The organism is Streptomyces sp. NRRL B-1347 (assembly GCF_000720325.1).
GTDB lineage: Bacteria > Actinomycetota > Actinomycetes > Streptomycetales > Streptomycetaceae > Streptomyces.
In genome coordinates this window covers 16,402-37,948 of record NZ_JOJM01000099.1, presented here as the reverse complement: position 1 = coordinate 37,948, position 21,547 = coordinate 16,402, and the positions used below count along the sequence as shown (strand labels likewise).

Annotated in this window: 16 protein-coding genes and 1 pseudogene; 9 read left to right on the top strand and 8 right to left on the bottom strand. The window is 72.7% G+C overall.

Annotated elements, in window-relative coordinates:
* The 5 genes from IG74_RS50260 to IG74_RS0141460 all read left to right on the top strand — a co-directional run.
* Positions 1-2,718, top strand: a 2,718-nt coding sequence (locus IG74_RS50260) for an aminotransferase class I/II-fold pyridoxal phosphate-dependent enzyme (protein ID WP_158858015.1), incomplete at its 5' end; no start/stop codon positions are given.
* Positions 2,719-2,758: 40 nt separating this feature from the next.
* On the top strand, positions 2,759-3,568 hold the full coding sequence (locus IG74_RS0141475) for a thioesterase II family protein (protein WP_037827018.1): 810 nt from the start codon (positions 2,759-2,761) through the stop codon (positions 3,566-3,568).
* Entirely contained in the window at positions 3,556-4,710 is a 1,155-nt protein-coding gene (locus IG74_RS0141470; RefSeq protein WP_030688296.1) for an SAM-dependent methyltransferase, read from the top strand. The genes IG74_RS0141475 and IG74_RS0141470 overlap by 13 nt, the downstream gene beginning before the upstream one ends.
* Positions 4,707-7,442: a PEP/pyruvate-binding domain-containing protein gene (locus IG74_RS0141465; protein ID WP_030688294.1), complete on the top strand. Its 2,736-nt coding sequence runs from the start codon at positions 4,707-4,709 to the stop codon at positions 7,440-7,442. Before IG74_RS0141470 ends, IG74_RS0141465 begins: the two co-directional genes overlap by 4 nt.
* A gap of 76 nt (positions 7,443-7,518) precedes the next feature.
* Positions 7,519-8,802, top strand: coding sequence for an aromatic ring-hydroxylating oxygenase subunit alpha (locus IG74_RS0141460; RefSeq protein ID WP_030688292.1), 1,284 nt, complete (start codon positions 7,519-7,521; stop codon positions 8,800-8,802).
* A gap of 16 nt (positions 8,803-8,818) precedes the next feature.
* Here the strand turns inward: IG74_RS0141460 and IG74_RS0141455 are convergent, their stop codons facing one another.
* Entirely contained in the window at positions 8,819-9,817 is a 999-nt protein-coding gene (locus tag IG74_RS0141455; protein WP_030688289.1) for a hypothetical protein, read from the bottom strand.
* Between the two features lie 52 nt (positions 9,818-9,869).
* On the opposite strand from IG74_RS0141455, the gene IG74_RS53805 reads away from it, so the two are divergent.
* Positions 9,870-10,013, top strand: coding sequence for a hypothetical protein (locus tag IG74_RS53805; protein WP_234334623.1), 144 nt, complete (start codon positions 9,870-9,872; stop codon positions 10,011-10,013).
* Positions 10,014-10,223: 210 nt separating this feature from the next.
* On the opposite strand, the gene IG74_RS0141445 is transcribed toward IG74_RS53805, so the two are convergent.
* Positions 10,224-11,204 carry an ATP-binding cassette domain-containing protein gene (locus IG74_RS0141445; protein WP_030688287.1) on the bottom strand — a complete coding sequence of 327 codons (981 nt, stop codon included), beginning with the start codon at positions 11,202-11,204 and terminating at the stop codon, positions 10,224-10,226.
* Between the two features lie 541 nt (positions 11,205-11,745).
* Here IG74_RS0141445 and IG74_RS0141440 point away from each other — a divergent pair.
* Positions 11,746-12,222 (top strand): hypothetical protein, encoded by a 477-nt coding sequence (locus tag IG74_RS0141440; RefSeq protein WP_158858013.1) that lies wholly within the window; start codon positions 11,746-11,748, stop codon positions 12,220-12,222.
* Here the strand turns inward: IG74_RS0141440 and IG74_RS0141435 are convergent.
* The 5 genes and pseudogenes from IG74_RS0141435 to IG74_RS46750 all read right to left on the bottom strand — a co-directional run bounded on the left by IG74_RS0141435 (position 12,219) and on the right by IG74_RS46750 (position 17,914).
* Positions 12,219-13,451, bottom strand: a complete 1,233-nt coding sequence (locus IG74_RS0141435) for a cytochrome P450 (RefSeq protein WP_234334622.1) — start codon at positions 13,449-13,451, stop codon at positions 12,219-12,221. The two genes, IG74_RS0141440 and IG74_RS0141435, sit on opposite strands and share 4 nt — an antisense overlap.
* 236 nt (positions 13,452-13,687) lie before the next feature.
* Positions 13,688-14,527, bottom strand: coding sequence for a DUF4097 family beta strand repeat-containing protein (locus tag IG74_RS0141430; RefSeq protein ID WP_030688280.1), 840 nt, complete (start codon positions 14,525-14,527; stop codon positions 13,688-13,690).
* A 295-nt stretch (positions 14,528-14,822) separates the two neighbouring features.
* Positions 14,823-16,061, bottom strand: a complete 1,239-nt coding sequence (locus IG74_RS0141425; RefSeq protein WP_030688278.1) for an acetylornithine transaminase — start codon at positions 16,059-16,061, stop codon at positions 14,823-14,825.
* A 100-nt stretch (positions 16,062-16,161) separates the two neighbouring features.
* Positions 16,162-17,073, bottom strand: coding sequence for an acetylglutamate kinase (gene argB / locus IG74_RS0141420; RefSeq protein WP_030688274.1), 912 nt, complete (start codon positions 17,071-17,073; stop codon positions 16,162-16,164).
* Positions 17,070-17,914 (bottom strand): annotated as a pseudogene (locus tag IG74_RS46750) (bifunctional ornithine acetyltransferase/N-acetylglutamate synthase). The gene argB and the pseudogene IG74_RS46750 overlap by 4 nt, the downstream one beginning before the upstream one ends.
* Positions 17,915-18,593: 679 nt before the next feature.
* On the opposite strand from IG74_RS46750, the gene IG74_RS0141410 reads away from it, so the two are divergent.
* Positions 18,594-18,818 (top strand): MbtH family protein, encoded by a 225-nt coding sequence (locus tag IG74_RS0141410; protein ID WP_030688272.1) that lies wholly within the window; start codon positions 18,594-18,596, stop codon positions 18,816-18,818.
* A gap of 271 nt (positions 18,819-19,089) precedes the next feature.
* Here the strand turns inward: IG74_RS0141410 and IG74_RS0141405 are convergent, their stop codons facing one another.
* Entirely contained in the window at positions 19,090-20,415 is a 1,326-nt protein-coding gene (locus tag IG74_RS0141405) for a lysine N(6)-hydroxylase/L-ornithine N(5)-oxygenase family protein (RefSeq protein WP_030688269.1), read from the bottom strand.
* Positions 20,416-20,803: 388 nt separating this feature from the next.
* Between IG74_RS0141405 and IG74_RS0141400 the strand changes: the two genes are divergently transcribed.
* Positions 20,804-21,448: an FMN-binding negative transcriptional regulator gene (locus IG74_RS0141400; protein ID WP_030688266.1), complete on the top strand. Its 645-nt coding sequence runs from the start codon at positions 20,804-20,806 to the stop codon at positions 21,446-21,448.
* Positions 21,449-21,547: the final 99 nt, after the last annotated feature.

Below are 21,547 nucleotides of genomic sequence, written 5' to 3'. Positions count from 1 at the left end.
GACCCCGACCCCGCCCTCGCTCCCGCTCCCGCCGCCGCCTCCACCCGGCACGAAGTCGTCGCCCACGTGGCCCGCGTCTGCGGGTACGACGCCCGGCAGATCCCCGGCGACGCGCGACTCGGCCTGGACCTCGGCTTCGACTCGCTGATGCGGCAGGAGCTGGAGCGCGCCCTCACGCGGCGGTTCCCCGGCCGGCTCAACGGCAACCGCGAGCGGCTGCCCGACGACCCCACCGTCGGGCAGCTGGTGGACCTGCTCGACGACGCGCCACCGGCATCCGTCACGCCGGTCACCGACGAAGCCGCCCACGACGAGGCCGTCCACGGGAAGACCCTCCGCGAGGAGGCCGCCCCCGCGGCGGCACCCGCCCCCGAGCCCGCCCCCGTCCCCGTCCAGCAGGAGCGCGTCTTCGAGGAGTGGCCCGAGTACGCCGAACTCCAGGGCAGGCTGCGGCAGGCGACGGCCGACGGGGCGAACCCGTACGGCCGTACGCACGAGGGGTACAACGGCGGCCGGGCGCGCGTGAACGGCGCGTCCGTCCTGAACTTCTCCGCCTTCAACTACCTCGCCCTGTCGCAGCACCCGCGGGTCCGCGCGGCCGCGAAGGCCGCCGTGGACCGCTACGGCACGTCCTGCTCGGCGACGCCGCTCCTGTTCGGCGAGACGCCGCTGCACCACGCGCTCGACGCCGAGATCGCCTCGTTCCTCGGCACCGAGGCGGCCATCGTGTTCGCGGGCGGGCACGCCACGAACGTGGCGACGATCGGGCACCTCCTCGGCCCCGACGACCTGATCCTGCACGACGAGTGGATCCACGACAGCGCGGTGCGCGGCAGCGTCCTGTCCGGCGCGCGGCGCAGGCCCTTCCCGCACAACGACTGGCGCGCCCTCGACCGCGCGCTCACCGCGGCGCGCGGGCGGGCCCGGCGCGCCCTGGTGCTGATCGAGGGCGCCTACAGCCAGGACGGCGACCTGCCGGACCTGCCGAAGTTCATCGACGTCAAACGGCGGCACGGCGCCCTGCTCATGGTCGACGAGGCCCACTCGATCGGCGTGCTCGGCCGCACCGGCCGGGGCATCGGCGAGTACTTCGGCGTGGACCGCGCCGACGTCGACCTGTGGATGGGCACGCTCAGCAAGGCGCTCGGCAGCCTCGGCGGCTATGTGGCGGCGCGCCGGCCGCTCGTGGAGTACCTGAAGTTCACGGCCCCGCTGCACATCTTCAGCACCGGCATCTCGCCCGCCAGCACGGCGGCCGCCCTGGAGGCGATCCGCGTCATCCGGGCCGAGCCGGAGCGCGTCGCCCGGCTGCGCGGGCTCGCCGAGCACTTCCGGGACTCGGCGCGCGCCCGCGGCCTCGACATCGGCGTGTCGCGGGCGTCGGCGGTGGTCCCGGTCGTCATCGGCGACTGGGAGGACACCATGGCGCTCTCGAACGCGCTGCTCCGCCTGGGCGTGAACGTCATGCCGATCGGCCATCCGGCCGTCCCGCGCGACGAGTGCCGCCTGCGCTTCTTCATCAACGCCGACCACACCCAGGACGAACTCGACCGCGCCCTCGACCTGTTGGGACGAGCCATGGCAGAGCAGCAGCACCCCCCGGAGACCTCCCGCACCGGTGCGGGAGCGGCAGCGGGGACGTCGTCGGAACCGGCCTCTCCGTCGGCGTCCCCCCGTGCCGGGGCACCGGCCGCGCCGGGCCCCGCCGCGCCCTCCCCCGTGCTCGTCGCCGGGGCCAGCGGATTCATCGGCGGGCACCTCGCGCGCCGCCTCGCCGAGCGCGGCCACCGGGTCCGCGCCCTGGTCCGCGACGGCAGCGACCGCTCCGGCCTGGACGGCGTCGACGTCGAGGTGGTCACCGGCGACCTCGGCGACCCGGACAGCCTGCGCCGGGCGGCCGCCGGGGTCCGGCACGTCTACAACTGCACGGGCCTGTCCGCGGACTGGGGGCCCTGGGAACGGTTCCAGCAGGTCAACGTCGACGGTAGCCGCAACCTCGTCGAGGCCGCCGCGCACGCGGGCACCGTCGAGCGGTTCCTGCACGTCAGCACCACCGACGTGTACGGCTATCCGGTCCGCCCCGGCGACGAGAGCACGCCGCCGCGCGACATCGGCCTGCCGTACAACCGCAGCAAGCTCCTCGGCGAGCGGGCGGTGCGCGAGGCCGCGGCGCGCGCCCTGCTGCCGCTGACGGTGGTGCGGCCGGTCAGCGTGTACGGGCCGCGCAGCAAGGACTTCGTCGTCGAGATCGCGACGCTGCTCCTGAGCCGCCAGATGGTGTACATCCGCGGCGGCGACGTCCCGGCGGGCCTGCTGTACGTGGGCAACGCCGCCGACGCGATGATCGCCGCCTGCGCCGCGGAGGCCGCCGCGGGACGGACGTACAACCTGCGCGACCCCGACCGCACCACGTGGCGGACCTACGTCGAGGCGCTCGCCCGCGGCCTCGGCGTCAAGCCGCCGTCGGTGAGCCTGCCCGCGCCGGTGGCGCGGGGCGTCGCGGCGCTCTCGGAAGGCGTGTACGGGGCGCTGCGCCTCAAGTCCCGGCCGGTGCTCACCCGGCACGCGGTGCACCTGTTCGACCGCGACCAGTCGTACGCCGTCGACCGCGCCCGCGACGAGTTCGGCTTCAAGAGCGAGGTGGGCTTCGAGGAGGGCGTGCGGCTCACGCTCGCCTGGCTCGACTCGCCCGAGGGCCGCGCCCACGTCAAGCGCTGACGGCCGCACCGGCCACCGCACTGCGAGAGGACCCCGTTCCGTGCATCCGACCGAGCGGCAGCGGCCCCCGGCCCGCGACTGGTTCGCGGGCCCAGGACCCGACCCGGGACCCGACCCCGTGCCCGGGGCGCCGCGCCTGATCTGCTTCCCGTACGCGGGCGGCACGGCCTCCGTGTACCGCGACTGGCAGGCGCGGCTGGGCGTTCCGGTGACGGCGGTGCAGCCGCCCGGGCGCGGCCCGCGGCTGCGCGAGCCGCCGTACAGGGACCTGGACGCGCTGGTGTCCGACGTGACGGACGCGTTGCTCGCGGCCGGAGCCGTCCGCGACTACGCCCTGTTCGGGCACAGCATGGGGGCCCTGGTCGCGTACGAGGTGGCGTGCGCGCTGCGCGAGCGCGGCGCACCCGGGCCCCGCCGTCTCTTCGTGTCCGGCAGCCGGGCCCCGCACCTGTACGCCGACCGCGCCGACCACGCGCTCGGCGACGAGGAGCTGCGCCGCCTCGTCACCGACCTGGGCGCCCTCGCCCCCGGTGACCGGGTCGCGGGCGCCTATCTGGAGCGCAGACTGCCGGTCCTGCGCGCCGACCTCACGGCCTGCGAGCGCTACCGGTGGCGGCCGCGCCGCCCCCTGGACTGCCCGATGACCGCGTACTCGGCCGTCGGCGACCCCCTCGCGCCCGTGCCGCACGTCGAGGCGTGGCGCGCGTACACCGGTGCCTCGCTGCTCCGCCGCCACCTGGCGGGCGGCCACTTCTTCCTCAACGGCCCCGCACGCCGCCCCCTGCTGCGCGACCTGCGCACCGAACTCACCCGTACCACCGAGGAGAAGGAACCCTCATGGACCTACTGAGCCTGGCCAGGGCCGTCAAGGACCGGGCGCAGGAGCCCTTCGCGGACGTGCTCGCGGCGGCGCGGATCGTCACGGACCCCCGCGTCCCGCTGCTGCTCGTGCTCAACCGCACGCTGTTCACGCCGCTGTACCGGGCGTCGTTCCTCGCGGCGGCCGCGGGCTCGGGCGTGCTCCCGTGCCTCGCGGTGCGCCCCTGCGACCTGGAGAGCATCGCCGAGCAGATCGGGTGCGGCACCGGGCCCGACGACCGGCAGCGGCTGCGCGCGTGGCTGGAGATCGGCGTGCGCCTGGGCGAGCTGCGCAAGAAGGAGGGCTGCTACCTCCTGCGGAGCCGCACCGCCAAGGCCCTCGCGCAGGTCGCCAACGACCCGGTGGCGGCGGCCCTGGAGGAGCTGATGCGCTTCCACGTGCCCGCCCTGCGCGACGCCCCGCGGATGCTCGCAGACGGCGGCCGCTTCACCCTGTCCGACCAGGACGGCCTGGTCATCGCCCGGTCCTCGCTCGTGGTGCGCGGCTTCGTCGAGGAGGCCGTCAATCGCACGCTGCCGCGCACCGCGCCGGTGCGCCTGCTCGAAGTCGGCTGCGGCAGCGGCGCGTACGTCCGCCACGCCGCCGGGCTCAACCCGCGCCTCACCGCGCTGGCGGTCGACCTCCAGGCCGAGGTCGCCGAGCGGGCCGCGAAGAACATGGCGCAGTGGGGCCTCGCCGACCGCGTGGAGACCCGCCAGGGCGATGTGCGCACCCTGGACCTCCAGCCGCAGTTCGACGTCGTGACGCTGCACAACAACATCTACTACTTCCCGCCCGATGAGCGCGCCGAGGTCCTCGCCCGGGTCCGCTCCTTCCTGGCTCCGGGCGGCACGCTGCTGCTCACCTCGTCCTGCCGGGGCGGCCGCACGCTCGGCATCGAGGTGCTCAACCTGTGGTTCGAGTACGCGTCGTTCGGCGGGCCGCTGCCGCGCGAGGACGAGCTGCTCGGCCAGTTGCGCGCCGCCGGGTTCGCCGACGTGCGGGCCGCGGGCGTGGTGCCGGGCCAGCCGTTCCGCCTGTTCACCGGCGTCAACGCGGACGCGGGCCCGGTCGGCTCCCGCCCGGCCTCCCCCGCCCCGCTCCCGCAGCCCACCGAGGAGGCCGCGTCATGACCACCAAGGCCACGAACGAGACCCCGCCGACGGCGCCGGCCCAGGACGCGGGCCCCGGCCTCGTCGCCGTCATCGGCGGCCCGCACACCGTGCCCGCCGAGGCGCTCGGCGGCAAGGGCGCCCGGCTCGACGAGCTGACCCGGGCGGGCCTGCCGGTGCCGCCCGCGTTCTGCCTCACCACCGGCCTCTTCGATCTGTTCCTGCGCGAGAGCGGCCTCGGCGCCGAGCTGCGCGCGGCCGAGGCCCGGGGTGAACCGGCCGCCGTGGTGCGGGAGTTGGTGCTCGGACGCGAGATCCCGGAGGCCATCGCGCGGACCGTCGTGGCCGCGTACGAGGAGCTGGGGCGCCCGCGCGTCGCGGTGCGCTCGTCGGCGGTGCGCGAGGACTCCGCCACGCGGTCGTTCGCGGGCCAGCACGACACGGTCCTCGACGTGGCGGGCGACGCGGCGCTGCTTGACGCCGTCAAGGTCTGCTGGGCCTCGCTCTGGTCGGACCGGGCGGCGGCCTACCGCTCGGGTCCAGGCCCGGTCGGCTCGATCGCCGTGGTCGTCCAGGAGATGGTGAACGCGGACGTCAGCGGGGTGCTCTTCACCGTCGACCCGATCGGAGGACGGCCGAACCGCCTGGTGGTGGAGGCCTGTTGCGGCCTCGGCGAGGGCCTGGTGTCGGGCCGGGTCTCCAGCGACTTCTTCGTGGTGGACGACCGCACCCTGGACGTGGTCGAGGAGCGGGTGCGCTACAAGGTCACCAAGTGCGCCCCGCTCGCGCCGGGCCGCATCGGCATGACGAAGGTGGACGCCGCGGACCGGGACGCGCCGTGCCTGACCCGCGACCAGCTGACCGCGCTCGCCCGGCTCGCCCTGGAGGTCCGCGACCACTACGGCAGCGAGCAGGACGTCGAGTGGGCGCTGCGCGACGGCACCCTGCACCTGCTCCAGGCCCGGCCCATCACCACCAGGGCGCGCCCCGACGCGGCCGAGGGCGCCCGCAGCCCCTATCTGCCGCGGCACTGGCAGGAGCAGCCGGAGGCGGTCCGGCAGGGCACACTGTGGTCGCGCATGGACATCGGCGAGATCTTCGTGGGCCTGATGACCCCGCTCGGCCTGAGCTTCGCCCGCCACTACCAGGACCACGTGCACGCCGACTGCGCGCGGGCCCTCGGCGTGCGCGACATCGGCGACGTCGGCCTGCACATGGGCTACTTCCAGGGCCATGTGTATCTGAACATCTCCTACACCGCGTATCTGCTCGGCCAGGCCCTGCCGACCCGCGACCAGCGGCACTTCACCCGCCGCTTCGTCAGCGAGGAGGTCGACCTCGCGACGTACGCCAACCCCTTCGGGACGTTCCCCGGCGGCATGGAGGACCTGCTGTCGGCCGTGCACTGGCTGCGCGAGACGGCGCGCGAGATGGTGGTGATGAAGGGCCGCGCCCGCGCGATGGTCGAGACCCGCCTGTACGAGTTCGACCGCGCCCGGCGCCTGGACCTGACCCGGATGTCACGGCGCGAGCTGCACGCCGAACTCACCCGCTACCTGGACTACTTCCACGACGCGCACGTCGGCTACATGCCGTACTACATCAACGCGTTCGGGTTCTACGGCATCCTCACCGAGCTGTGCGCGAAGTGGCTCGGCGCGGCGGGCGACAACCTCCAGAACCGCATCAAGACCGATATGTCGAGCCTGCGCACGGTGGCGTCGGCGCAGGAGATCTGGGCCGTGGCGCAGGCCGCCAAGGCCAGGCCGCGCGTCATGGAGATCATCGAGGGCGCGCCCCTGGAGGAGGTCGCGGACCGGCTGCGCGCGGACGCCGAGGGGCAGGCGTTCTGGGAGGCCCAGATGGAGCCGTTCCTGCGCGCCAACGGCACCCGGGGGCGGCAGGAGATGGAGCTGACCCACCAGCGCTGGATCGACGACCCGTCGTACGTCTTCCAGATGATCCGCCGCTACGCCGCCGACGGCTTCACGGCCGACGACATCATGGGCCGCAGCCGGGCGCGCCAGGAGGGCGACGTCCGCGAGGTGCTGGGCGAGCTGCCGCTGCCGCAGCGCAAGACGCTGGAGGGCCTGATCTCCATGTACGCGCTCTGCAGCGAGCTGCGCGAGACCACCCGCATGTCGATGATCACATCGATCTGGCTGGTCAGGAACGTGGTGTACGAGGTGGGGCGGCGGCTCGTCGACGAGGGCGTGCTGCACTCCCTCGACGAGGTGGCCCAGCTGGACTTCGAGGACGTGCGCCGGTACGTCGCCGGTGAGTTGTCGGTGCACGAGGCGTTCTCGCGGGAGGCCGTCGAGGAGCGGCGGCGCGTGCACGAGTACCACAACCGCCTGCCGGAGCCGCCGCTGACGTTCGTCGGCGAGCACGACAGCACACGGGCGCTGCGGCCGGTGAAGGACGGGGCGCGCCTCACGGGGCTCGGCTCGTCGCCCGGCCGGATCGTGGGGCGGGCCCGGATCGTGGAGGACCTGGTGTGGCAGGCCGACGAGTTCCAGGCGGGCGAGATCCTCGTGACCCGGCACACCGACGCGTCCTGGACGCCGCTGTTCGCCATCGCGGGCGGCGTGGTCACCGACATCGGATCGATGCTCTCGCACAGCTCCATCGTGTCCCGCGAGTTCAACGTGCCCTCGGTGGTCAACACCAAGCACGCCACCCAGGCGATCAGCACCGGCGACATGGTCATGGTCGACGGCGACACCGGTGTCGTCGAGATCGTCGAGGGCTGAGCGGCCCGAGCGCCCACCTGCTCCGCGCGGGCGACGAGCCCGCGCACCACCAGAGAGGAAAGCGAGAGGCGACCAGATGATCCCGAACCAGTGGTATCCGATCCTGCGGACCGAGGACGTCAAACGCGACGCCCCGACGGGCGTGAAGCGCCTGGGCGAGGAGCTCGTGCTCTGGCGCGACCTCAGCGGCAAGCTGGTGTGCCAGTCGGCGCGCTGCCCGCACAAGGGCGCGAACCTGTCCGACGGGCGCCTCGTCGGCAACTCGATCGCCTGCCCCTATCACGGCTTCCGCTACGACACGGGCGGCGCCTGCCGCCTGATCCCGGCCCTCGGCGCGGAGGGGCGCATCCCGGCGTCCCTGCGGATCGACACGTACGAGGTGCGCGAGGAGTACGGCCTGGTGTGGCTGTGGTGGGGCGAGACGCGGGAGAAGCTGCCGGACATCGAGCTGCCGCACGAACTCGCCCGCCATCCGCGGCCGTACGAGACGATCACCTGGAGCAGGCCGGTCCACTACACCCGCTACATCGAGAGCCTGCTCGAGTTCTACCACGTGACGTTCGTGCACCGGGACCACTGGGCGAACATCATCGACTACACGTTCATGTACGGCAGTTGGCGCAAGCTGTGGACCGACGGGCGGGAGCGCTACATCGCCGCCAACAAGATCGTGAACCATCGCGTGGACGTGGACGGCACGATCATCCGCTCCACCTTCGACCAGTGCGAGGAGGGCGATCCGTCCAACATCTGGCACTTCGACCTGATCTACCAGGCGCCCTGTATGACCCACGTCCGCCAGGGCCTCCTGGAGGTCACCACCTGGCTGACGCCCATCGACGAGGAGAACACCCAGGCGATCATGCGCCTGTGGGAGTATCCGCTGCTCAAGCGGATGGTGCCGGTCAAGCCGCTGCGGCCGTGGATCCTCAGGGCCTCGCTCCAGATGGAGAAGTACGTCCAGGACCAGCAGGACAACGACATCATGGCGCGCCAGGAGCCGAAGGTCAGCGAGCGCGGCGTCAACAAGCTCATCGCGCCGGACGAGATGAACGCCAAGTACCTCCAGATGCGGGACCGCCTGAAGGCGGAGGCCCGCGCGGAGGCCGAGGCCCGGGCGGCGGCGCGGGCGCGGGAGGCGGCCGATGAGCAGAACGAGGCGCTCACCGACGGGCCCTCCCCGGCGGACGCCGCACCCGTCGGCAACGGCTCGCCCGCCGGGAACGGGGCGTCCGCAGGCAACGGATCGTCCGTCGGCAACGGATCGTCCGCAGGCAACGGGTCGTCCGCCGCCGGGCGCGCCGCGCGGTCGAAGAAGGCGGCGGCCCGCGCGGGAGGCGTCGGCAAGAGCGCGTCCTGACCCCGGCGCGCCGGGGTCAGGACGTGGCCACGCGCAGCGGGGCCTTGCCTATGGGGCCCTGCTCGCCGTCCTCGCCGAGGTCGTCCCACCACTGCGGGCCGTCCTCGATGTGGCGCAGCAGGACGCCCTCGCGCAGCGCCCAGGGGCAGACGGCGGCCGACTTGAGGCCCATGAGCTTCATCGCCGTGTGCCCGACCACCGCACCGGCCAGGCTCTGCCCGGCGCGCGGCGCGGAGATGCCGGGCAGCCGCGCCCGCTCGGCGGCGGGCAGCAGGGCGAGGCGGTCGCGCGCCTGGCGCAGGCCCGAGCGGTGCAGCGTCCTGCTCACGAACGGGCCGTGCCGCCCGGGGGCCTCCCCGGTCAGCCGGGCCAGCTGCTGGAACGTCCGCGAGGTGGCCACGGCGGTGTGCGGCCCCTCCCAGCGGACCCGGGCCGCCACGTCCCGCAGCTCGTGGCGCACCCGGCGCCGCAGCGCCTTCACGTCCTCGGCGGACGGCGGCGCGTCGGCGGGGAAGAACTCGTGGGTGAGGCGCTGCGCGCCGAGCGGCACCGCGACCGCGAAGTCCGGCAGCCGGCCGCGGCCGAAGGCCACTTCGAGGGAGCCGCCGCCGATGTCGATGAGCACGAGGGGACCGGCCCGCCAGCCCAGCCAGCGCCGGGCGCCGAGGAACGTCAGCTCGGCCTCCAGCTCCCCCGGCAGCGTACGCAGCCACACGCCGGTGCGCGCGCCGACGGCCCGCAGCACCTCGCGGCGGTTCGGCGCGTCCCGCACGACGGCGGTCGCGAAGGCCAGGGGGCGGCCCGCGCCCCACCGTTCGGCGGTCGCGGACGCGGCCGTCACGGCTCGCCCCAGGCTCCGGACGCTCTCCTCGCACAGCGGGCCGCCGGGTTCGACCCGCTCCCCGAGACGCAGCTTCCACTTGGCGGTGTGCACGGGCAGCGGCGCCCCGCTCCCCGTGTCCACGACCACGAGCCGCGCGGTGCGCGACCCCACATCCAGCACGCTCACTCGCATGAGCCCTCAGTACCCAGTGGGAACCGCGACACGCCCGTGCTTCCGGCCAGTCATGGCATATGCCACCACCATCTACTTTCCGGGAGCGGCCGCCTGGCAGCGGCAGGCGACGCGGGCCCAGGAGGGCGCGCTGCTCGGCCTGCTGGACCGCGATCTGGCTGACGGCGCCCTTGGCATCGGCCTCATCGTCGGGTAAGCGCCGCGGGTGCGGCCCGAGGAGTACCTGGCCGTGCCCCGGCTCGCCGCGGCGAGACCGGTGCGCACGCCGCCACCGGCGAGCGCCCGCGCGACCTCGACCGGCTCCGTGAGCTGCGCGCCGCGGCCCCCGGCGCGCTGCCCTTCCCGCACTTCCTGGACGAGACCGACGCCCACGACCGGGCGAGGTACGCCGTCGCGGGGGTCCGCTTCACCGCGGTCGCGCCGCGGCGGTCCCGCCGTCCCGGCCGGTCAGGGCCAGGAACACGTCGTCCAGGTCGGGGGTGTGCACGGTGAGCGCCTCCGCCTGGATGCCGGAGCCTTCGAGGACGTCCAGGACCGCGCGCAGGACGGGGATCCTGCCGTCGCTCGACACCTGCAACGTCAGCTCGCCGTCGTCGCGCGCGACGGTGCTGAGCGCGAGACGGTCGGTGGCGGCGTCCAGGTGGCGGACGTCGTTGAAGCGCAGGCGGATGTGGCCGCCGGGGATACGGCGCTTGAGTTCCTCGGCGGTGCCCTCGGCGACGATCTTCCCGCCGTCGAGCACCGCGATGCGGTCGGCCAGCTGGTCGGCCTCTTCCAGGTACTGCGTCGTCAGGAAGACGGTGGTGCCGCCCGCGACCAGGTCCCGGATGAGGTCCCACATGGTGCGGCGGCTGCGCGGGTCGAGGCCCGTGGTCGGCTCGTCGAGGAAGACCACACTCGGCCGGCCGACCAGCGTCATCGCCAGATGCAGCTTGCGACGCGTACGGCCGGAGAACGAAGCGGCGAGCTTCCGCGCGACCTCCGACAGGGCGAAGCGCTCCAGGAGTTCGGCGGCGCGGCGCCTGCCCTCGGCCCGGTCGAGGTGCAGCAGGTCCGCCATGAGGAGCAGGTTCTCCTCGGCCGTCAGCAGGCCGTCCACCGCCGCGTACTGGCCCGACACGCCGATCGCGGCGCGCACCGCGTCCGGTGCCTCGCGCAGGGAGTGCCCGGCCACCGTGGCCCGGCCCTCGTCGGCGCTGAGCAAGGTGGAGAGGATCTGCACGGTGGTGGTCTTGCCCGCACCGTCCGGACCGAGCAGCGCGAAGATCGTGCCGGGCATGACGTCCAGGTCGACCCCGTCGAGCACGACCTTCTCGCCGTACGCCTTGCGCAGCCCCCGAGCGGAGATCCCCCGGGGCTCCCCGGTCGTGCGGATGGTGGCGGTCATGGTGTCCCTGCTCGTTGCCTTCGGTGCTTCGGGTCGCTCCCGGCGCGTGACGGGCCGCCGCCCGCGACCGGCACCATGGTACGGCCGTGGCGCCACCACGAGCCACCGTGGCGCCATCTCGGTTTCGGACGGAAACGCTCCCGCACCCGATACAGGCCCCCGGAGCAGCACAGACCGCTGTCCCGCCCACCAGGACAAGATCGGATCGATGGGCCCCACACATCGACGACACAATGGCACCACGCTGACGCCATCCTGAACAGCAATTGGCGCACATGCGGCGCCAATTCGCGCCAACCCATCCCTCCCCCACCCCAGGCAGAGAACAAAGAGGGCAACAAAGGCACCCATAGGGCAGCCCGCCAGCTCGGCACAGACCGGCAGGCCCTGGACGTGCTCCGCAATCAGCAGGCGTGGCTCCGCCCGGATTTCACACTTTATTGGGCAATGAACCAGAGCGTAGCATGCAGATTCGGCCAGCAGTCCGATCCTCAACCGAGGCGCCTCTTGAATGGCGCCACTCTTGTGCCATCATGGCGTCATGAACTTCACGCCATACGTCGACGATATTCGGCACGGTTTCGTGGTCGCCGCGGACCCGGGCGGAGAAGAAGGGGGGACCCAGGGCGGGAATCGCCGCGCGTCGCCGGACCCGTCCGCGCCGCACGCGGGGGATCTCGCCTGGCACCACCGCCCCTCCGAGCAGCCACCGCGCGCGCCGGAGCCCGCCGGGCTCCCCCTCGGCCTGCTGAGCGCGGCCCTCACCGGCGGTTACATCCGGCTCCAGCTCACCGCCCCGGGCGACCTCGCCACGGCCGCCGCCCTGTTCGACTCCGCCGTGCCCGACCACGAGGTGCTCGCCCTGCAGGTGCCGTCCGACGGCACCGTGGCCACGCTGCGCTCCGTCCTGGGCGTCCTCGACGAGGCGGGCGTCCAGATCGTCGCGATCACGGTGCACACCCCCTGCCTCGGCGACGTCACGTCCACCTTCCTCGACCCCGGGGACCGCGGCCGCTAGACCGCGGTGAGCAGCGGCAGCGTCCGCGGCCCCACCACCTCGGGCGTCGTCTGGAACACCGGCGGGCGCGCCGGATCGGTGCACAGCCGCGGAAAGCGCTCCAAGAGGATCTCCAGCGCGATCCGCCCCTCGAGCCGGGCCAGCGGCGCCCCCAGGCAGAAGTGGATGCCGCGGCCGAAGCCGAGGTGCGGATTGGGGTCGCGCTCCGGGTGGAACCCGTGCGGGTCGGCGAAGACGCGCGCGTCCCGGTTCGCCGCGCCGAGCCACAGCGCGACCACCTGCCCGGCGGCCAGCCGCTGCCCGCCGAGCTCCACGGCCCGGGTCGTGGCCCGGTAGAACATCGAGAAGGGCGGCAGCAGCCGCAGCGCTTCCTCGATCACCCCCGGGACCAGCGTCCGGTCCGCCCGCACCCGCTCCCGCGCCCCGGCGTGGGCGTCCAGGCAGAGCACCGCGTTGCCCAGCAGTATCGTCGTCGTGACGTGCCCGGCGACGAGCAGCAGTTGGGCGAAGTTGCCGAGGGCGGCCGCGCTCAGCCGCTCGCCGTCCACCTCCGCCTGGACGAGCGCGGTGAGCAGGTCGTCCTGCGGGCGCCTGCGGCGCTCCTCGGCGTGCGCACCGAAGTACGCGCTCATGCGCGCCGACAGGTCGAGGACGGCCGCGACCATCTCGGCACTGTCCGCCGAGCCGCCGACCGGGGCCACCTCGGTGCGCGCGAGCAGCTCCTCGGCCCACTGCCGGAACAGCTCCCGGTCCTCGCTCGGCACGCCGAGCAGCTCGGCGATGACGATCACCGGCAGCGGATGGGCGAGGTCCGCGACGAGGTCCAGCGCACGGCCGCCTTCGACCCGGTCGAGCAGCTCGTGGGTGAGGGCGCCGATCCGCGGCGCGAGCCCGGCCACGAGCCGGGGCGTGAAGGCGCGGCTGACGAGTCGGCGCAGCTTGCGGTGGTCGGGCGGGTCCATCTGCGTGAGCATGCCGCTGCGCTCGTACTCCGGTGCTTCGGGCGCGAAGTGGTGGACGACGTCGGACGAGTAGCCGCCCGGGTCGGCGAAGACCTCGACGGCCTCCCGGTGGCCGTACACGTTCCAGACCCCGAGCCGCTCGTCGAACTCGACGGCCCGCGCGGGCTCCTGGCCGCGCAGCCAGAAGTGCACCGGGTGGGCTCCCCACTGATCGACGAGCGTGGTGAGCGGGGAGGCCAACGTGGGATGCATTGCCTGATACGTCATGACAAATCACCTGTCTCAGAGCGTGCGAGGACGCGCGTCACGGTCCTGCACCGTGAGGGAAGGGGGAATCGGCGCCGCGCGGGGTCAGGGGGCACCGGTATCACTGGTCAGCGGGGCCGCGGGAGGGGGTCCGGCGGGAGCGGCGCAGCGCGGGCCGCCGCCGGGGACGCGACAGCCAGGGGTGCCGTGCGGGCGCGGCGGTCGCCGCCGTGGGCCGGGCCGGTCGTCGCGGGTGGTCAGACCCGGCGTATGACGATGTCGCCGCGGCTGGTGGCGGCGTGTATCTCCACGGCCTCGCCGGGCACCTCCGGGGCGCTCGACGCGCCCAGGGAGTTGCGTATGTGGCCGACCTTGGTGTGGACGTCGAGCCAGGCGGCCGTGCCACTCCTGACCCCTATCTCCAACTGCCCCACCGCGGCCCTGAGTTCGACGCGGCCGCAGGACACCTCACCGAGACGGACGTCGCCGGTGACGGACCGCGCGGCGACGGCGTCGTGGACGCGGCCGATGGTGATGTCGCCCCGGTTCGCGGTCACCCGCAGCGGCCCTGTGACCTCTTCGATGTCGGAGTCGCCACTGGTGTTCCTGAGGGTGAGCGGGCCGTCGATCCGGCCCACGGAGATGTCGCCGTAGGCGACGCGGATGTCGGCCTCGCCGATGGCACTGCCGATCCTGACGTCGCCGTATCCGGTGTTGAGCTGGAGGCGGCCTGCGCGCTCCAGGTGGATCTTGCCGACCTCCGTCTTGAACTCGCACTCCCCCAGCTCGCCCTCGCCGTACAGGTCGGCCACGAGGGCGTCGCCCGTCACGGCGGAGCCCGCGGGCAGTTCGACGGCCACGTCGACGGACCCGCCGGAGCCGAAGAGGCTGCGCCGCTTGGGCACCCTGATCAGGAGCCGGCCGTGGGCGAACTCGACCCGGGTCTGCTCGGCGGCGCTGCGGTCCGCCTGGCTGAAGCCGCTGCTCGGGCTGACCTCGACGACGGTCCGGGCGCACGCGCCCGCGGTGAAGCGCAGGACGCCCGCGTTGAGCTGCAACGAGACCGAGATCGGCTCGGGGGTGTCGAAGGCTGGCATGGCTGCCCCGTCCTCATGGGTTCTGCCGGGCGTCCCCACGGTGGGACGGCGAGGGGAGGCGGCGTGCCCGACCGGGGACGCACCTCCGCGATGCCATGATGGCATCACTCTGGCGCCACTGCAAGCGCGGAGTGGCGCGTACCGATGCCTCGCAGGCGCCAGTACGGGAAGCGGAATCGGCTCCGCACGGCCGGAAGGCCGCCCACCGGGGGTGGGCGGCCTGTCGATCGACGCGCGGCCGGAGTCGGCGCGCGGCCGGGGTCGGGGCGTGGCCGGGGTCGGGGCGTGGCCGAGGTCAGCGCGTGGCGTCCCGCCGGGCCTGGTCCAGTACGCCGGGAAGCGTGCGCAGGAACGTGGTCACCTCGTCCTCGCCCAGGATCAGCGGCGGGGCGAGCCGGATCGTGTCCGCCCCGACGGCGTTCACCAGGAGCCCCGCGTCCTGGGCCGCCTGCTGCACCCGCGCCGCAAGCGGCTCGGTCAGGACGATGCCGAGCAGCAGGCCGGCCCCGCGGACCCGGTCCACCAGCGGGTCGCCGAGGGCCTCGATGCCCTGGCGCAGCGCCTCGCCCTGGCGCTTGACGTGGTCGAGCAGCCCATCGTCGTGGATCGTGTCGAGGACGGCGAGCGCGGCGGCGCACGCGACGGGGTTGCCGCCGAACGTGGTGCCGTGCGCGCCGGGCGACATCAGGTCGGCGGCCGGGCCGAAGGCGATCGTCGCGCCGATCGGCAGTCCCCCGCCGAGCCCCTTGGCGAGCGTGAGGACGTCCGGCTCGACGCCCTGCGCCTGGCACTCGAACCAGTGCCCGGTGCGGCCGATGCCGGTCTGCACCTCGTCGAGGACGAGCAGCGCCCCGGCGGCGCGGGTGATCTCGCGGGCGGCCGCGAGGTAGCCGGGCGGCGGTACGACCACGCCGTTCTCGCCCTGGATCGGCTCGATGACGACGAGCGCCGTGTCGGCGTCGACGGCCGCGCGCAGCGCGTCGGCGTCGCCGAAGGGCACGTGCGTGACCTCGCCGGGCAGCGGCTCGAAGGCGGTGCGCTTGGCGGGCTGGCCGGTCAGCGCGAGCGCGCCCATGGTGCGGCCGTGGAAGCCGCCGTCGGTGGCGACCATCCGGCGCCGGCCGGTGAGCCGGCCGATCTTGAAGGCGGCCTCGTTGGCCTCGGCGCCGGAGTTCGAGAAGAACACCCGGCCGGTGCGCCCGGTGAGGCGCAGGAGGCGCTCGGCGAGCCGCACCGGCGGCTCGGCGACGAACAGGTTCGACACGTGGCCGAGCCGGGCTATCTGCTCACTGACGGCGCGGACGACGGCCGGGTGCGCGGTGCCCAGCGAGTTCACGGCGATGCCGCCGAGGAAGTCCAGGTACTTCTTGCCGTCCGCGTCCCAGAAGGCGGCGCCCTCGCCGCGCACCAACGGCACCCGCGGCGTGCCGTAGTTGTCCATCAACGACGCCTGCCAGCGCTCGGTGAGCGCCGCCGACTGCCCGCCCGTACCGGTCCCGGCCGCGCCGTCCGCGCCGTCCATGCCCTCGCTCATCGCGTCCCCTCTTCCACGGCCGCGCTCGTCGCGGCCCTCGTGCGCCGGTGCCCGTCGCCCCGGGTCGCGGGGTCGGGTCGTCGGCGTCCATCGGCCCCGATCATCGCAAGCCCTCTTCGATGTCCGGCATGACGAGAGTGCCGATCTCTTCGCGCGTGAACATCTCCAGGAGCACCGAGTGCTGGACGCGGCCGTCGATCACCCGCGCGCTGCCCACGCCGTTGCGGACCGCGTGCAGGCACCCGGCCATCTTCGGCACCATGCCGTCGTGCAGCTCCGGCAGGACCTTCTCCAGCTCGCTCGCGCTGAGCCTGCTGATCACCTCGTCGCTCTCCGGCCAGTCCCGGTACAGGCCCTCGACATCGGTGAGGAACACCAGCGTGTGGGCGTTCAGGGCGGCGGCGACCCCGGCGGCCGCGGTGTCGGCGTTCACGTTGTAGACGTACTCGTCGTCGACGCTGCGGGCGATGGGTGAGATCACCGGGATGCGGCCGTCGTCGAGCAGCGCCTGGACCGCGCCGGGGTTCACCCCGACGATCTCGCCGACCCGGCCGATGTCGACCCGCTCGCCGTCCTCGTTCTTCGGCTGGTGCTTGGTCGCCGTGATGGTGTCGGCGTCCTCGCCGGTCAGGCCGACGGCGAGCGGCCCGTGCTGGTTGATGAGGCCGACGAGCTCGCGCTGCACCTGTCCCGCGAGGACCATGCGGACGACGTTCATGGCCTCCGGCGAGGTGACGCGCAGGCCCTCCTTGAACTCGCTCTCGATGTCGTGCAGGCGCAGCGCGGCGCTGATCTGGGGGCCGCCGCCGTGCACGACGACGGGCTTGAGCCCGGCGTGCCGCAGGAAGACGACGTCGTGGGCGAAGGCCGCCTTCAGCTCGTCGTCGATCATGGCGTTGCCGCCGAACTTGATGACGCAGATCTTGCCTTGGTGGCGGTTCAGCCAGGGCAGCGCGTCCATCACGGACTGCGCCTTCACCAGTGCGGGGTGCTCGTGGGTGGCGCTCCTCATGACGAGTACGCGCTGTTCTCGTGGACGTACTCGGCCGTCAGGTCGTTCGCCCACAGGGTGGCGACGTTCAGCCGGTCGGGCTCGAAGGCGGCGCCGGTGGTGCCGATGGCGGACAGGACGCGGCCCCAGTTGGGGTCCTCGCCGTGGATGGCGCACTTGAGGAGGTTGTTGCGGGCGATGGAACGCCCGGCCTCGACCGCGTCGTCCTCGGTGGCCGCGTTCACCACGTCGATGCGGATGTCCTTGCTGGCGCCCTCGGCGTCGCCGATCAGCTGCCGGGCGAGGTCCTCGCACACCGTGCGGACCGCCTCGGCGGGGCCAGCATGCCCGCGCCCTTGGCCATGCCGCCGACGGTCCAGCCCTCGCCCTCGAAGACGGCCGTCTTGTGCACGCTGTCGGTCGTCTTGATGGCGACGGCGGCCTGCTCGCCGCCGTCCTCGGCCAGGGCGGCGGCCACGGTCTCGACGCCCGGCAGCAGCCGGTCCATGGGAAGCCGGGTGCCGATGAGCCCGGTGGAGGCCACCGCGACCTCTCCGGCGCGGTGCCCCTCGAGGACCGCGGCGACCTTCTCGGCCGTGGCCCGGGTGTCCTGGAAGCCGGGTGCGCCCGTGCAGGCGTTGGCACCGCCGGAATTGAGGATGACGGCGCCGACGGCACCGCCCCTGATGACCTGTTCGCTCCACACCACAGGGGCGGCCTTCACCCGGTTCGCGGTGAAGACACCGGCCGCGGCGCGGCGCGGGCCGGTGTTCACCACGAGGGCCAGATCAGGATTTCCATTGCTTTTGATTCCGGCCGCGACGCCCGCGGCCGAAAAACCTCGTGCTGCCGTGACGCTCATCGCTCTGCTTCTCCTCAAGCGGAAGTTCCCGGCTTCCCGGGAAGGCCGAGGGGGGCTATTGGCAAGGACGTCGACCACGGGCCTGGCAAAGCCGGGCCGACGCCGCCCCATTCCTCGATTCTGACGGCTCTGTTGACGGAGAGCCGAAACTCGACAACTCGCTGTCGGTTCCTTTGCGTTCCCCGCCTGCCGACCGGCCGTGCAGCTCACCGACGGGCTTCGGAGAAGTGCACCGGCCGTCGGGCGGGACCGGCCGACAGCTCGCAACAAACTACCCGCGATTCCGGCGCTCGGCACCGGGGCGTTGTCCTGTCCACAGGACGCGCGGCGGACGACCCGCTCCATAGTGACGGCAGCCGTGGCGGTCCCCATGGTGGTGGGACCACGTGACGGCCCCGATTCGCACCTGACTTTGTCCTGGCGTCGATACGGATTTCACAGTGGCGCAGTATCGTCCCGGGACGGTCCCCGGCAATTCCCCGGAGACGGGCGGATCTGGACGCCGGGGCCGCATCGAACGACAATGGCGGAGCCGGTACCCGGCCCGCGGACGGCTTGGCCGCGGCGGCGGGCTCCGGCCCGCCGGGGGGTTCCTCCTTCGCCGGTGCACCGCGGCAGACGGAATCCGCGGGGCCCGAGGACCTGTCCGGTGACCAGACCTTTTCGAATTGGAGTGACTATGAGCAGCAACCCGTTCGACGACGCGGACGGCCGGTTCTACATCCTGGTGAACGACGAGGAGCAGCACTCGCTGTGGCCGTCCTTCGCCGAGGTGCCCGCCGGCTGGCGGGTCACGTTCGGTGAGGCGAGCCGTCAGGAGTGCCTGGACTACGTGGAGCAGAACTGGACCGACCTGCGGCCCAAGAGCCTCCGCGACGCGATGGCGGCGGACCAGGCTGCGTGACCCGCTCCGCGGACCGCTGAGGGCCCCGACGCCGGGAACGGCGCCGGGGCCCTCTCGTCTGCCCTGAGGGGCCCACCGGGCCCCCTGACGCCCTGGCCCTCTGGCGCCCTGGCGCCCTGGCGCCCGCCAGGAGGAGCAGACCCCGCCCACGCGGGACGGACGGCCCTCGCACCCGCCGCACGGCCGCACGCGCCGCACCCACACACCTACGGCCCGCCAGCTGGGCTGGCGGGCCGCGGTGCGAAGGCGTGCGCGGAGGCCTGGCGGTCTCCTAGGCCTCGCTGCCGGCCCGGGCCGGCTCGCCGCGGCGCTCGACGATGGAGTCGGCGATCTCACCGCTGCGGATGGCGATGTTCGAAAGGAGCGACGAGGTCAGGCCGTGCGTGTGCTCGGTGCCGCCCTGGAGGTAGATGCCGCAGGACAGAGCGGGCTCGGTGACCACGCGGTAGTCGCGCTCCACCTGGTGACGGCCTTCCTTGTCGCGCCGGCAGAAGCGGTCGAGGTCGCCGAGCAGGCTCGTGGCGTCCATGCCCTGGTAGCCGGTGGCGAAGACGAGCGCGTCGACGTCCATCTCCTGCTGGGCCTCGTCGTTGAGGAGCGAGTGCAGCACGACACGGGTGTCGTTGCCGGAGCGCTTCACTTCCTTCACCCGGGTCAGGTTCAGGAAGTGCAGCCGCTTCTCGCCCGCGACCTCTTCCTCGTAGGAGCGCCGGAACAGCTCGCGGATCACGTCGTCGTCGACGACGGAGTAGTTCGTGTTCTTGTGGTAGCGCCAGAACGCGTCGCGCGTCGTCTCGCTGCCGAAGTAGTAGTGGTCGACCGCGTTCGGGTCGAACACCTGGTTGGCGAAGGGGGTGTCGTCGGCGACGGAGTAGCCGTACGACGGGAGGATCGCCGACACCTGCGCGTGCGGCAGCATGTCGTGCAGGTACTTGGTGATCTCGGCCGCGCTCTGCCCGGCGCCGACCACCGCCACGTTCTGCAGCTCCGCGGGGTCCATCCGACCGTACTTCGCCAGGAACTCCGAGCTGTGCCAGACGCGTTCGTCGCGTTCCATGCCCTCGGGCATGCGCGGCACGAGGCCCGTCGAGACGGCGACGTTGTGGGCCCGCACGACGCGGACCGCGCCGCTCGCGGTGTCCCGGACCGAGATTTCGAGATACTGCTCGGAACCCGTCCCGGCGTCCTCGGGAAGCCGGATGTCGGTCACTTCCGAGTTGTACGTGACGCGGTCGCTGAAGTTCGACTCGGCCCACTCCAGGTACTGGTGGAACTCCTGCCGGGTCGGGAAGAAGTCCTGGTTGTTCACGAACTGCACGAGGCGGTCCGAGTCGTGCAGGTACGAGACGAAGCTGTACCGCGACACGGGATTGCGGAACGTGGCCAGGTCCTTCAGGAAAGAAATCTGCATCGTCGCCTGCGGAAGCAGCATGTTGCGGTGCCAGCCGAAGGCTGCCTGCCGCTCGAAGAAGGCGGCCGTGACCGGCCGTCCCGAAGCGTTGTTCTGGTGTTCCTCCAGGGCGATGGCCAGGGACAGGTTGGACGGGCCGAACCCGATGCCAACGATGTCGTATATCTCGTGTTCACGAGTACCCATAGATAATCTCCCGCTGGTGTAGCTTCGACAGGGACTTCCGCGTAATCGCTGAGGTTTCAGTGCTGCGGTTGCCCGAGAGGACCTCGGCCGGAAATGCTGTCAACTGTCGTTTCTGAAGTGCGGCTGATGGTCTCGAACATCTCGACCGGTGGTCCGGAAGAACACGCATTGAGTATTGCGCTGGAGAACACCGCCACGCCAACTTAGAGGGGCCGGGCGGACCTTTCAAGAGGACCTGGCAGCCGCACCTGGCCGGGCACCGCTGTCCCGTCGACAGGACAGCCGGGCTGCTCGTCCGCAATTCGGGGCGGGCCACGCAGAGCGTGGGTAACGTCGGCGACTTGGCGCGTCGCGCCGTCAGTGATTTCAACGAAAGGGTGAGCTCCGGATGTTTGTACCGAGCCAGTACCGCCAACCGGACAGTTCATGGATGGTCGACCTGATCCTCGGCAATCCCCTGGCGCAGTTTGTGAGCAACGGCACCGAGGAAGCGGGACCGTTTGTCACGCATCTGCCGGTAATCCGGGATCCGGAGTGGTCCGGGGAATGGTCCGACGACCTCTCGGGCGGCCGGCTGCTCGGCCATATGAACCGGGCGAACCCGCACTGGAAGGCGCTCGAGTCGGGCAGCGTGAACCTGCTCACGTTCACCGGACCGCACGGCTATGTGTCGCCGACGGTCTATGACGTGACGCCGGCCGCGCCGACGTGGAACTTCACCTCGGTCCATGTGCACGGCGTGGTCGAGAAGATAGAGGGCATAGAGAACACCCTGGCCGTCGTGAAGGCGACGGTGCGGGCCTATGAGGGCGCCTTCGGCGACGGCTGGGACATGGCCGACTCCCTTGAGTACTTCCGGAAGATCGTGCCCGCCGTGGGCGCCTTCCAGTTCAGGGTGACCAGCGCCGAGGGCATGTTCAAGCTCAGCCAGGAGCAGCCGGACGAGGTGCAGGAGCGGGTGCGCCGTTCGTTCGGCGGGCGCGAGTGCACCCGGCACCAGGCGACGGCGAGCCTCATGAGCAAGCTGCCCTGAGGATCCCCCTCCAGAACGGCCGACGGTACGGGCGCCGCCCGCCACACGCACGGGCCTCACGGCCCCGTACCGTCGGCACACATGCGCAGGGCCCGCACC

Bases quoted from the DNA above. Each gene is read 5' to 3' on its own strand.
- IG74_RS0141470 (WP_030688296.1), top strand. From the start codon at position 3,556: ATGGACCTACTGAGCCTGGCCAGGGCCGTCAAGGACCGGGCGCAGGAG.
- IG74_RS0141465 (WP_030688294.1), top strand. From the start codon at position 4,707: ATGACCACCAAGGCCACGAACGAGACCCCGCCGACGGCGCCGGCCCAG.
- IG74_RS0141460 (WP_030688292.1), top strand. From the start codon at position 7,519: ATGATCCCGAACCAGTGGTATCCGATCCTGCGGACCGAGGACGTCAAA.
- IG74_RS0141455 (WP_030688289.1), bottom strand. From the start codon at position 9,817: ATGCGAGTGAGCGTGCTGGATGTGGGGTCGCGCACCGCGCGGCTCGTG.
- IG74_RS53805 (WP_234334623.1), top strand. From the start codon at position 9,870: ATGGCATATGCCACCACCATCTACTTTCCGGGAGCGGCCGCCTGGCAG.
- IG74_RS0141445 (WP_030688287.1), bottom strand. From the start codon at position 11,204: ATGACCGCCACCATCCGCACGACCGGGGAGCCCCGGGGGATCTCCGCT.
- IG74_RS0141440 (WP_158858013.1), top strand. From the start codon at position 11,746: ATGAACTTCACGCCATACGTCGACGATATTCGGCACGGTTTCGTGGTC.
- IG74_RS0141435 (WP_234334622.1), bottom strand. From the start codon at position 13,451: ATGACGTATCAGGCAATGCATCCCACGTTGGCCTCCCCGCTCACCACG.
- IG74_RS0141430 (WP_030688280.1), bottom strand. From the start codon at position 14,527: ATGCCAGCCTTCGACACCCCCGAGCCGATCTCGGTCTCGTTGCAGCTC.
- IG74_RS0141425 (WP_030688278.1), bottom strand. From the start codon at position 16,061: ATGAGCGAGGGCATGGACGGCGCGGACGGCGCGGCCGGGACCGGTACG.
- argB (WP_030688274.1), bottom strand. From the start codon at position 17,073: ATGAGGAGCGCCACCCACGAGCACCCCGCACTGGTGAAGGCGCAGTCC.
- IG74_RS0141410 (WP_030688272.1), top strand. From the start codon at position 18,594: ATGAGCAGCAACCCGTTCGACGACGCGGACGGCCGGTTCTACATCCTG.
- IG74_RS0141405 (WP_030688269.1), bottom strand. From the start codon at position 20,415: ATGGGTACTCGTGAACACGAGATATACGACATCGTTGGCATCGGGTTC.
- IG74_RS0141400 (WP_030688266.1), top strand. From the start codon at position 20,804: ATGTTTGTACCGAGCCAGTACCGCCAACCGGACAGTTCATGGATGGTC.